At 49.4% G+C, this 12,850-nt stretch carries 4 protein-coding genes, 1 tRNA gene and 3 rRNA genes; 1 reads left to right on the top strand and 7 read right to left on the bottom strand.

Features of this window, described 5'->3' with window-relative positions:
* Window positions 1-147: 147 nt before the first annotated feature.
* The 4 genes from rrf to MHB84_RS16405 form a co-directional block, all read right to left on the bottom strand.
* A 5S ribosomal RNA gene (rrf, locus tag MHB84_RS16420) occupies window positions 148-264 on the bottom strand.
* 80 nt (window positions 265-344) lie between these two features.
* Window positions 345-3,270 (bottom strand): 23S ribosomal RNA (locus MHB84_RS16415).
* A 189-nt stretch (window positions 3,271-3,459) separates the two neighbouring features.
* A tRNA-Ala gene (locus tag MHB84_RS16410) sits at window positions 3,460-3,535 on the bottom strand.
* Window positions 3,536-3,638: 103 nt separating this feature from the next.
* Window positions 3,639-5,190, bottom strand: a 16S ribosomal RNA gene (locus tag MHB84_RS16405).
* Together the 16S, 23S and 5S rRNA genes with 1 tRNA gene alongside form the textbook arrangement of a ribosomal RNA operon.
* A gap of 698 nt (window positions 5,191-5,888) precedes the next feature.
* On the opposite strand from MHB84_RS16405, the gene MHB84_RS16400 reads away from it, so the two are divergent.
* On the top strand, window positions 5,889-7,241 hold the full coding sequence (locus MHB84_RS16400) for a molybdopterin-dependent oxidoreductase (RefSeq protein ID WP_076287676.1): 1,353 nt from the start codon (window positions 5,889-5,891) through the stop codon (window positions 7,239-7,241).
* Window positions 7,242-7,390: 149 nt separating this feature from the next.
* Here MHB84_RS16400 and ligA read toward each other — a convergent pair whose 3' ends face one another.
* From ligA to MHB84_RS16385, 3 genes are all read right to left on the bottom strand, one after another.
* Window positions 7,391-9,409: an NAD-dependent DNA ligase LigA gene (gene ligA, locus MHB84_RS16395; RefSeq protein ID WP_076287675.1), complete on the bottom strand. Its 2,019-nt coding sequence runs from the start codon at window positions 9,407-9,409 to the stop codon at window positions 7,391-7,393.
* 81 nt (window positions 9,410-9,490) lie between these two features.
* Window positions 9,491-11,851: a DNA helicase PcrA gene (gene pcrA, locus MHB84_RS16390; RefSeq protein ID WP_076287674.1), complete on the bottom strand. Its 2,361-nt coding sequence runs from the start codon at window positions 11,849-11,851 to the stop codon at window positions 9,491-9,493.
* A gap of 294 nt (window positions 11,852-12,145) precedes the next feature.
* Window positions 12,146-12,832, bottom strand: coding sequence for a heptaprenylglyceryl phosphate synthase (locus MHB84_RS16385; protein ID WP_445322130.1), 687 nt, complete (start codon window positions 12,830-12,832; stop codon window positions 12,146-12,148).
* Window positions 12,833-12,850 lie beyond the last annotated feature (18 nt).

The following is a 12,850-nucleotide window of genomic DNA, read 5'->3' as shown; positions in this document are numbered from 1 at the left end:
TGTCAGAGGAACGGGACAAAGTCAAACAAGAGATGCGCTGGCATCTCTCGGGAATATTTTTTTCGTGTATTATAATTGTTCCACCTGATCTATAGTAAAAAAACGCAAATAAAAACCACCACCGAATAACATCGGCAGTGGTTCTTTGCTTGGCGGCGTCCTACTCTCCCAGGACCCTGCGGTCCAAGTACCATCGGCGCTAGAGGGCTTAACGGTCGTGTTCGGGATGGGTACGTGTGGAACCCCTCCGCCATCGCCACCAAACGCATAGCTTAGCTTACATCTCAGAGATCATTCTCTGAAAACTAGATCCGAAACGAAATGTGCGATTTACAACGTGCATATTGGATAAGCCCTCGACCGATTAGTACTGGTCAGCTCCATGCATTGCTGCACTTCCACCCCCAGCCTATCTACCTCGTCGTCTTCAAGGGGTCTTACATACTGGGAAATCTCATCTTGAGGGGGGCTTCACGCTTAGATGCTTTCAGCGCTTATCCCTTCCGTACATAGCTACCCAGCGGTGCTCCTGGCGGAACAACTGGTACACCAGCGGTACGTCCATCCCGGTCCTCTCGTACTAAGGACAGCTCCTCTCAAATTTCCTACGCCCACGACAGATAGGGACCGAACTGTCTCACGACGTTCTGAACCCAGCTCGCGTACCGCTTTAATGGGCGAACAGCCCAACCCTTGGGACCTACTTCAGCCCCAGGATGCGATGAGCCGACATCGAGGTGCCAAACCTCCCCGTCGATGTGGACTCTTGGGGGAGATAAGCCTGTTATCCCCAGGGTAGCTTTTATCCGTTGAGCGATGGCCCTTCCATGCGGTACCACCGGATCACTAAGCCCGACTTTCGTCCCTGCTCGACTTGTAGGTCTCGCAGTCAAGCTCCCTTATGCCTTTGCACTCTTCGAATGATTTCCAACCATTCTGAGGGAACCTTTGGGCGCCTCCGTTACTCTTTAGGAGGCGACCGCCCCAGTCAAACTGCCCACCTGACACTGTCCCCGCACCGGATTACGGTACCAGGTTAGAACCTAGATACGATCAGGGTGGTATCCCAACGGTGCCTCCACAGAAGCTTGCGCTCCTGCTTCAAAGGCTCCCACCTATCCTGTACAGATCGTACCCAAATTCAATATCAAGCTGCAGTAAAGCTCCATGGGGTCTTTCCGTCTTGTCGCGGGTAACCTGCATCTTCACAGGTATTAAAATTTCACCGGATCTCTCGTTGAGACAGCGCCCAAGTCGTTACGCCATTCGTGCGGGTCAGAATTTACCTGACAAGGAATTTCGCTACCTTAGGACCGTTATAGTTACGGCCGCCGTTTACTGGGGCTTCGGTTCACAGCTTCGGATTGCTCCTAACCGCTCCCCTTAACCTTCCAGCACCGGGCAGGCGTCAGCCCGTATACTTCGCCTTACGGCTTCGCACAGACCTGTGTTTTTGCTAAACAGTCGCTTGGGCCTTTTCACTGCGGCCCCCTCGTGCTATTCACACTACCGGGGCACCCCTTCTCCCGAAGTTACGGGGTCATTTTGCCGAGTTCCTTAACGAGAGTTCTTCCGCGCGCCTTAGAATTCTCTTCTCGCCTACCTGTGTCGGTTTGCGGTACGGGCACCATCACCTGGCTAGAGGCTTTTCTTGGCAGTGTGAGATCATGACCTTCGCTACTATAATTTTCGCTCCCCATTACAGCCCAGCCTTACGATGTGCGGATTTGCCTACACATCAGCCTCACTGCTTAGACGGACATCCATCAGTCCGCGTCACTACCCTGCTGCGTCCCCCCATTGCTCATAACGGCTTACGGTGGTACAGGAATTTCGACCTGTTGTCCTTCGACTACGCCTTTCGGCCTCGCCTTAGGTCCCGACTTACCCTGAGCGGACGAGCCTTCCTCAGGAACCCTTAGGCTTTCGGCGGATCAGATTCTCACTGATCTTTTCGTTACTCATACCGGCATTCTCACTTGTATAATGTCCAGCGCTCCTTACGGTACACCTTCAACCCTTATACAACGCTCCCCTACCCCTGATGCAAAGCATCAAGCCATAGCTTCGGTGGTGTGTTTAGCCCCGTTACATTTTCGGCGCAGAGTCACTCGACCAGTGAGCTATTACGCACTCTTTCAATGGTGGCTGCTTCTAAGCCAACATCCTGGTTGTCTGTGCAACTCCACATCCTTTCCCACTTAACACACACTTGGGGACCTTAGCTGATGGTCTGGGCTGTTTCCCTTTTGACAATGGATCTTAGCACTCACTGTCTGACTCCCGGAAGTAAGTCTATGGCATTCGGAGTTTGACTGAGCTTGGTAACCCTTGCGGGCCCCGCACCCAATCAGTGCTCTACCTCCACGACTCTGTTTTCCGAGGCTAGCCCTAAAGCTATTTCGGGGAGAACCAGCTATCTCCGAGTTCGATTGGAATTTCTCCGCTACCCCCACCTCATCCCCGCACTTTTCAACGTGCGTGGGTTCGGGCCTCCAGTGCGTGTTACCGCACCTTCACCCTGGACAGGGGTAGATCACCCGGTTTCGGGTCTACGTCCACGTACTAATTCGCCCTATTCAGACTCGCTTTCGCTGCGGCTCCGGCTCTTCACCTTAACCTTGCACGGGAACGTAACTCGCCGGTTCATTCTACAAAAGGCACGCCATCACCCCTAAAACGGGCTCTGACTTTTTGTAAGCACACGGTTTCAGGTTCTATTTCACTCCCCTTCCGGGGTGCTTTTCACCTTTCCCTCACGGTACTGCTTCACTATCGGTCGCTAGGAAGTATTTAGCCTTGGCAGATGGTCCTGCCGGATTCATACGGGGTTTCACGTGCCCCGCACTACTCGGGATACATCTCGGAGAGAACAGACTTTCAAGTACAGGGCTTTTACCTTCTTTGGCGGGCCTTTCCAGACCTCTTCGTTTAACCGGTTCCTTTGTAACTCCATGTGAGATGTCCCACAACCCCAAAGAGCAAGCTCTCTGGTTTGGGCTTCTCCGCGTTCGCTCGCCGCTACTGACGGAATCACTATTGTTTTCTCTTCCTCAAGGTACTTAGATGTTTCAGTTCCCCTGGTATGCCTCTACATAACCTATGTATTCAGTTATGAGTAACTGGAAATTACCCCAGCTGGGTTTCCCCATTCGGACACCCCCGGATCAAAGCTTGCTTACAGCTCCCCGAGGCAGTTTCGTTGTTCGCCACGTCCTTCATCGGCTCCTAGCGCCTAGGCATCCTCCGTGTGCTCTTAGTAGCTTAACCAATTGCTCCAAGGAGCAAATGCAATCTACCTTATAAACACTTCACTTGCTTACACAAGTTCAGCTAGGATGATTGTTGTTTCGGTTACTTGAACCAAACAAGCATTCATCCCTAAAAGGAATGTTCTAATTCGCAATTTTCGTTTCGATATCTAGTTTTCAAAGAACAAGCTAAATAGACGAAATTCTTTGGTGGAGCCAAGCGGGATCGAACCGCTGACCTCCTGCTTGCAAGGCAGGCGCTCTCCCAGCTGAGCTATGGCCCCTCAAATTCCATCAAAACTGAACAAATGGATAAGTAACTGTGTTGCTGTTGCAGATCTAGTCTGCGATTTGAATGTTTCCGTTACAGGAAACGATTCTCCATAGAAAGGAGGTGATCCAGCCGCACCTTCCGATACGGCTACCTTGTTACGACTTCACCCCAATCATCTATCCCACCTTCGGCGGCTGGCTCCTTGCGGTTACCCCACCGACTTCGGGTGTTATAAACTCTCGTGGTGTGACGGGCGGTGTGTACAAGACCCGGGAACGTATTCACCGCGGCATGCTGATCCGCGATTACTAGCAATTCCGACTTCATGCAGGCGAGTTGCAGCCTGCAATCCGAACTGAGACCGGCTTTTTAGGATTCGTTCCACCTCGCGGCTTCACAGCCCGTTGTACCGGCCATTGTAGTACGTGTGTAGCCCAGGTCATAAGGGGCATGATGATTTGACGTCATCCCCACCTTCCTCCGGTTTGTCACCGGCAGTCACCTTAGAGTGCCCATCCGAAATGCTGGCAACTAAGATCAAGGGTTGCGCTCGTTGCGGGACTTAACCCAACATCTCACGACACGAGCTGACGACAACCATGCACCACCTGTCTTGAATGTTCCGAAGAAAAGGTACATCTCTGCACCGGTCATTCAGATGTCAAGACCTGGTAAGGTTCTTCGCGTTGCTTCGAATTAAACCACATACTCCACTGCTTGTGCGGGTCCCCGTCAATTCCTTTGAGTTTCAGTCTTGCGACCGTACTCCCCAGGCGGAGTGCTTAATGTGTTAACTTCGGCACCAAGGGTATCGAAACCCCTAACACCTAGCACTCATCGTTTACGGCGTGGACTACCAGGGTATCTAATCCTGTTTGCTCCCCACGCTTTCGCGCCTCAGCGTCAGTTACAGCCCAGAGAGTCGCCTTCGCCACTGGTGTTCCTCCACATATCTACGCATTTCACCGCTACACGTGGAATTCCACTCTCCTCTTCTGCACTCAAGTCACCCAGTTTCCAGTGCGATCCGGGGTTGAGCCCCGGGATTAAACACCAGACTTAAATGACCGCCTGCGCGCGCTTTACGCCCAATAATTCCGGACAACGCTTGCCCCCTACGTATTACCGCGGCTGCTGGCACGTAGTTAGCCGGGGCTTTCTTCTCAGGTACCGTCACCTTGAGAGCAGTTACTCTCCCAAGCGTTCTTCCCTGGCAACAGAGCTTTACGATCCGAAAACCTTCATCACTCACGCGGCATTGCTCCGTCAGGCTTTCGCCCATTGCGGAAGATTCCCTACTGCTGCCTCCCGTAGGAGTCTGGGCCGTGTCTCAGTCCCAGTGTGGCCGATCACCCTCTCAGGTCGGCTACGCATCGTCGCCTTGGTGAGCCGTTACCCCACCAACTAGCTAATGCGCCGCAGGCCCATCCCCAAGTGACAGATTGCTCCGTCTTTCCAGTTCTCTTCAGGAGAAGAAAACAACTATTCGGTATTAGCTACCGTTTCCGGTAGTTGTCCCAAGCTTGAGGGCAGGTTGCCTACGTGTTACTCACCCGTCCGCCGCTAACCATCAGAGAAGCAAGCTTCTCATCAAGTCCGCTCGACTTGCATGTATTAGGCATGCCGCCAGCGTTCGTCCTGAGCCAGGATCAAACTCTCCAATAAAGTATTGAAAAGAGCGATAAGCTCATTTTGAAACTGACGATTCATTATGAATCAAAAGTTACTATCCATTTGTTCAGTTTTCAAGGAACTTGTTGTCCGTTTGTGTTAATGCTTGTCAACCGGACAGGAATCTTATCTTATCATGTTGACTAACTAACTGTCAACTCTTTTTTTCGTCAGCGTTCAAAGCGTTTCGACAATCATTCGCTTGAGGCGACAAGAAATAATATATCATGATCTAATTTATTTAGCAAGCACTTTTTAATAAGCTTTATATAAATACTTTATAATCCACAATCCCTCTAACTAAGGAGCTCTCAACTACATCAATCGACAGATTATATGAATGCAGCAGGATCACTCTATTTACATACAGATACTTAGGGTTACTGGATAAATGAATTCTATTTACTAAAACAGATGGGCGCATCTACTTGTGAACAAATAGTAATAGATAACCATATAGAGGATACTTTTATATAAGAAGTGTCATCCCCTACACTTTTGATGCAAGTGATCCAAACGCTCTATAATAAGGTATATATAATATAGAATAAGGAATGAATAGGATACTCCCGTACAAGGAGGCGCTGACACAATACTCAATAATACTAAATTCAGAACCCGCTCTCTAATCACAATCGGCTTCATTTATATCGAAGATGCTCTGATGAATAACCTATATGGGGTGAACGCATATGAAGCAATGGCTGAAGAACATTCGAAAGGGTTATGGTAAAAAGCTCGTTTCCATTCATGCCTGGAATGCCTGGATTGTTGTCATCCTCGCGGTATCAGGCCTTATGTTGGTCGGTGGTTTCTGGCGTGAGTTACTCGGGATCGGACGTGTATGGTTAAAGTGGCTACATATTGTCGTAGGGATAGCTATGCTGGCGCCTGTGGTATATTACTTACTTTTGGCCGGAAAGCACTGGAAACAAATTCGTAATCGGCCTTGGCAGAGAGCAAATACAATCGTTGTTCTTGCACTGCTGGTAGGGTGGCTGTTGTCAGGAGTTGTGTTATGGCAGTTCAAGCTCGCTGGGCCGAGATGGTCGAATGCCGCGCTTCTTGTTCATGATTTGCTGACTTGGGTTGGCCTGCCTTATATTATCTACCACTCCATCACGCGAACGAGATGGTTAAAAGACCCTGCACGCCGTGCAGTAAAAGCAACGACAGTTGTAGCAGAGGGTAGAAATATAGTGAATCCAACTGATGCTCCTAATGAAAATACGACGCCAGCAGCGGTCGTTTCTACCGAATCTATACGTACCATTAAGGAGAGTCCTCTCCATCAAACAGAGAAACCTCAACCCGTATATACACGGCGGGCATTTATTCGGTCTGCTGTAGGAGTGGGGCTAGCTGTGACTTTGGGGCCTACTTTTATATCATGGGTTGGACGAAACCTCAAACTAGACAACAGTATTGATAGCATGCTGGAGAACGATCCCAATCACATGGTGCCCTTACCCCAAGCACTACCAGCTTCCTCACCTCCCATCGGAGGCGGGGCCGAAGGTCATTTTCGCGTATACACAGTAACACCGATACCTTCCTTTTCCAATGCAAACTGGTCATTCCGGATTGATGGGCTTGTTGAACGCGCACAGGTATGGAACTGGGAGCAATTTGTGAAGCTTGCTCGTACCGTTCAGGTCAGTGACTTCCACTGCGTAACAGGCTGGTCTGTTTATAAGAACACCTGGGAAGGCATATCTCTTAAGCAACTATTGACCCAAGCCGGAGTAAAACCCGAAGCACACAGCGTCAAGTTCTACTCAGGAGACGGTGTATATACAGATGCGATAACGATGGATCAGGCACAGATGGAGGATATAATGGTAGCTGTCATGCATGATGGGAAACCGATTCCAGCAGATCTGGGCGGTCCGGTACGATTGGTCATTCCCCAGATGTATGCCTATAAGTCCGTCAAGTGGCTGAATCGGATTGAACTGATCGACAGCGAACATATCGGCTACTGGGAAGAACGAGGATACGACAAGGATGCATGGCTTACTGGTGCTTCTCAGGCGCGTTCCTGATTGGAGTTACTGCCGATATAGTTGAATTTAAATAAATGTGCAAACCAAAGACCCCCGTTCCACTTATGCGTGGTACAGGGGTCTTTAAGTTATCTATTACTTATTCGATATACGCTGCGATTTAATCAAAGCCTACTCACATTCAGAATCTATCCCTCTTGATTCAAAAGACGTACAAGTTCATCCTCATCCTCAATAGTAGGAATGCCGAGATCATGAGCTTTGGTCAGTTTAGAACCTGCCTTCTCTCCGGCAATAACGAGGTCTGTCTTTTTGGAGACACTGCCCGTTACCTTCGCTCCAAGTGCTTCCAGTCGTTGTGTTGCCTCTTCCCGCGTGAGTTGATGCAGTGTTCCAGTCAGCACGACCGTTTTGCCACTGAAGAAGGAATCTTCCACAATCGCTGCTGGTGCCTCAGGCGCCTGGGCTTTCACGCCCAAATTCAGCATCTTCTCTATAGCTGCCTGTGTGAACGGGTCTGCAAAGAAAGTCACAATGCTCTCAGCTACAATGCCGCCAACATCGGGTAGTTCAACGAGTTCCTCTGTCGTTGCATTCATAATGGCATGCAGGTCGCGGTAATGTTCAGCCAGCATACGTGTAGTCGATTTACCTGTATTCGGAATACCCAGTGAATATAGGAACGAAGCGAGGTCACGATCCTTACTCTGCTCCAGGGCAGCAATAAGGTTGTTCGCTTTCTTTTCACCAAACCGCTCCAGCTTCACCAAATCATCGAATTGCAATGTATACAGGTCAGCGGGCTCACGCACGTTCAATTCATCGTACAGCTGAATCGCCGTTTTTTCGCTGAATGTCTCGATGTCCATTGCATCACGGGAAGCAAAATGAGAAATCCGGGCCACCGTCTGCGGTTTGCACGCCAGCTTGTTGTTACAGAACAAATGCGCTCCACGCTGTTCCAGCGGGAATCCACATGCCGGACATTGCTCAGGGAACACGATTTCCTCGCCATCACTCTCTTCAGTCACTTTACCCAGGATCTCAGGAATGACATCATTGGAACGACGGATAAAGACACGTGTACCCAAGGCAAACTTCAAATTTTTCCGCTCAATGTCACCCACGTTATTCAATGTACAGTTCTGTACCGTTACCCCAGCTAGCTCAACCGGTTCAACTCGAGCAAGTGGAGTCACTTTGCCGGTACGGCCCACATTCCAGACAACAGAGTTCAGAACGGTCGTGGTCTCTTCCGCCTCGAACTTGTACGCTACCGCCCAACGAGGAAATTTATCCGTATAACCCAATGCCTCACGGGTGCGCATGTCTGTAATTTTGATAACAGCTCCATCGATCAGGTAGTCCAGTTGACCACGACTTTCTTGTATCGCAGCCAATTGCTCCATCACATCATCAAACTCATGGAAATATGTAATGGATGGATTAACTTTGAATCGATTCTCACGGAGAAAATCCATCATCTCTTGATGGTTGGCAAACTGAATATCATCCGAATAACCTACATTATAGAAATACGCGTTCAACCGCCGCTCTGCGGTAGTCTTCGGGTTCAGGTTGCGCAGCGCTCCTGCTGCGGCATTCCGGGCATTTTTGAGCGGCTCTGCTGCTGTTTCATTATAACGATTCAATACAGACAGGTTCATGATGCCTTCACCCTGGACTTCAATCGTGCCGCCTGTATAAGGGATTTTGAGGGGAACCGACTTAATCGTTCTAACCTGAGCCAAAATGCCCTCGCCTACGGTTCCGTTTCCACGCGTAGAGGCTTGAACCAACTCACCGTTTGTGTACGTTAGATTCAGGGTCAAACCGTCAAACTTCAGTTCAATCACATAGCCAGGTTCGGGCAACGGATTGTCAGGATTTTTGGTGTTGAAGTCATTGACCAGCTTGAGCACACGAGTATTCCAGTTTCGCAGCTGCTCTATATTCTGGGCTTTGTCCAAGCTCCACAATGAGGATAAATGGCGATGAGGTGTAAAGCCTTTGAGCAGTTCACCACCTACTCGCTGTGTCGGAGAATCAGGCAAAACCATGCCACTCTCCTGTTCCAGCGTAACCAGTTCATCGTACAGAAGATCATACTCCTTATCACTGATCTGCGGCTGATCCATCGTGTAATACTGATAATTATGCTGGTTCAGCTCGGTAACGAGTTGCTCCATCCGGTGCATCGGGTCCATAAAGGGCCATCCCTCCGTTATTATAATTTGGATCTATGTAGAACGAACGTTAGAGCAAGCTCTACATTCGTTCATGAATATCTATTCCACTTTGGTAATGGGAGCAAAGCCTGCAAGCAGACGTTTTAGGCCAACCGGGGCCGGGAATGCGATCTGAAGCTCTGTGTCATTACCTGTGCCTTTCACCCCAACAATGGTACCTGTTCCCCATTTGCCGTGTTGTACTTTATCTCCGGCTTTGAAACCATCAGAACCAGCTCCGGCAGCGACCGGTTTAGATGCTGACGACGGGGCAGACGTGCTGGATGTGCTGGACGACGTACTCATGGTAACCCGTGAGGAAGTAACTGACGAAGCGGAAGAACCACTTTGGCTCTGACGATCAAACAACTTGCTTGCTCCACCAAAGTTACTCCCTCCACTGGCACCAAGTCCACGGCCACCATATGATCCACCTGCGCTGCTACCACGACGGTAGCGGTCACGAGCGATGGAGGTATCTTCTTTTAGCTCATCCGGAATTTCATCCAGGAAGCGTGATGGCGGGTTCGCCGTTGTGCGTCCGAACAAGGTCCGCATTTGCGCGCAAGACAGGAAGAGTTGTTCTTCCGCACGCGTAATGCCCACATAAGCCAGTCTGCGTTCTTCCTCCAGCTCCTCGTTATCCATAAAGGCCCGGCTGTGAGGGAAAACTCCTTCCTCCATACCAACGATAAAGACGACAGGGAATTCCAGACCTTTGGCACTGTGCATCGTCATCAGGGTAACTGCGTCACTCTGATCCTCTTCATCATCGTTCATGCTGTCGATATCCGCAATCAGTGCGAGATCGGTGAGGAACGAGACGAGTGTTTTGTCTTCATTATTTTTCTCAAATTCCATGGTAACGGACAGGAACTCATCAATGTTCTCGAGCCGTGCACGGGATTCGAGTGTGTTTTCATTTTGCATCTCAAGCCGGTACTGGCTCATTTCGAGAATCTTCTCGGTCAATTCGGTCACAGACAGATACTCTACCATCTGATGCAGCGCGGCGATCATGTCATAGAACTCCACCAGCGCATTCCGCGTTCGACCGGCAAAACCAAGATCATCCACGACCTGAAGCACACGGTATATTGAAATCCCCCGTTCTCCTGCCGCAGCTGCCAGCTTCGCGACCGTTGTATCACCAATGCTGCGTTTCGGTACATTAATAATCCGGGTAAGGCTGATGTCATCATCAGGGTTGGAAAGCAGGCGCAGATACGCCAGAATGTCCTTAATCTCTTTACGATCATAGAACTTGATGCCGCCAACGATCTGATATGGAATATCAGACTTGATCAAAATTTCCTCTATAACCCGGGACTGGGCATTGGTACGGTACAAAATAGCATGGTTTTGATAGGATTTGCCATTCTTCACATTTTTACTAATCTCGGAAGTTACAAAATACCCCTCATCATGTTCGGAATCCGCACGGTACACCTTGATCTTTGAGCCACCCTCTTTGTCCGTCCACAGTTTCTTCGGTTTGCGCCCAGTGTTCAGGCCGATTACCTCATTCGCTGCATTCAGGATATTCGAAGTGGAACGATAGTTCTGCTCGAGCAAAATCGTATTGGCTTCAGGGTAGTCTTTCTCAAAATTCAGGATGTTGCTAATATCCGCTCCACGCCAGCGATAGATTGATTGGTCACTATCCCCTACGACGCAAATGCGGTGATGACTATCAGCGAGCATACGGCACAGCATATACTGCGCACGGTTGGTATCCTGGTACTCATCCACGTGAATGTACTGGAATTTCTTTTGGTAAAAATCAAGAACTTCCGGTACCTCTTTGAATAGTTGAATGGTCGCCATGATGAGATCGTCAAAATCGAGCGAGTTGTTTGCACGGAGCCGTTTCTGGTACATCTTATATACCTTCGCCACAATGCCTTCAAAATAGTCAGCAGCCTGCTTCTCATATTGCTCCGGACTGATCAATTCATTCTTCGCGGTGCTCATCATCGATTGAACGGCTTTTGGTTCAAATTTCTTTGTGTCGATGTTCTGGTCTTTCATACAACTACGAATGACAGATAATTGATCAGATGAATCCAAAATGCTGAAATTGGAGGTGAAGCCGATGCGTTCAATATCACGGCGCAGAATACGCACGCACATGGAGTGGAACGTTGATACCCAGATGTCACGACCCTGAGAGCCGCCAACCAGTTGGGAGACCCGGTCTTGCATCTCGCGTGCTGCTTTGTTCGTAAACGTAATAGCCAAAATGCCCCACGGGGGTGCTTTTCGTGTTGCAATAAGATAGGCAATCCGGTGTGTGAGCACCCGGGTTTTACCACTGCCCGCTCCGGCCATTATCAGTAGCGGTCCATCCGTCGCCTCGACGGCTTGCCGTTGGGGGGTGTTAAGCCGTGCAACGGCATCATGTATATTTACAGGTTGCATGCATGCATGCTCCTTTCGTTGGTTGGTCGGTATAACTGATCTATCGGTTACACTTGGACTACGATTGCAGCAACATCTTCCGATCGTCGTTATCCCCAGATTTTTTGATTCCCTTTATCAAAGGGAAAATCCGGTGATAAAGGCGAACACTTCGTTTCTCCAGATCGATTCCGCCTTCTCCGTTTTAGTGTAAAAGATAATTAATTCTTATAAAAACTGTTCTATAATAGCAAAGCCAAAGTTCTATTTTAACAGATCAAGAGGGGAAATTGGGGGAATGGTAAACTAAACCGATTAAACGGATTGTTTCACAGCTTGGACCGTTTCCAACGCCTTGTTCAAATCACTGTAAACAATGTTGCCAACCACTACGGTATCTGCTACCTGTGCAGCTTGTCCAGCTTTCTCCGGACTATCAATCCCGCCGCCGTAGATAAGATGCGCCTTGGTGAGTTGTCTGTGTGTCTCTCCAACCAGCTCCATATCTCCAAACGTTCCGCTGTACTCCATATATACGATAGGCAGGTTTAGCAGACGTTCCGCAGCCTGGGCGTAAGCAACCGCAGCATCCGTCGTTAATTCCGTATCCGCTCCCGTCATTCGGGCAACAGTGGAGTCGGCATTGAGGACAATATAACCTTCTGCAATAAGCAGATCCCATGGGATCAAGTAACCGTAACGCTCGATGGCTTGCTGGTGCTGTCCGATCATCCATTTGCTATCCGTTGCATTCAGCACCATCGGAATCAGATATCTGTCAAAACCGGGCACAACTGCCTCCAGCTCGGATACTTCAAGTACACAGGGCAGCTCGTAGCGACGTACTCTCGACATCAGGTCCACCGTGTTGTCATAGGTAATTCCCGATGACCCACCAACAATAATGGCATCGGTTCCCGACATGCAGATCAGATCGAGTGCTTCATCCGATATTTCCCGGTCCGGGTCTAGCTTAAATACATGTCTCCACTGCTTAATCATGTCTATCAACGAACATTC

The organism is Paenibacillus sp. FSL F4-0087 (genome assembly GCF_038020215.1).
GTDB classification, from domain to species: Bacteria; Bacillota; Bacilli; order Paenibacillales; family Paenibacillaceae; genus Paenibacillus; species Paenibacillus taichungensis.
The sequence above is the reverse complement of the archived record's forward strand: the minus strand, read 5'-3'. Positions and strand labels throughout refer to the sequence as shown.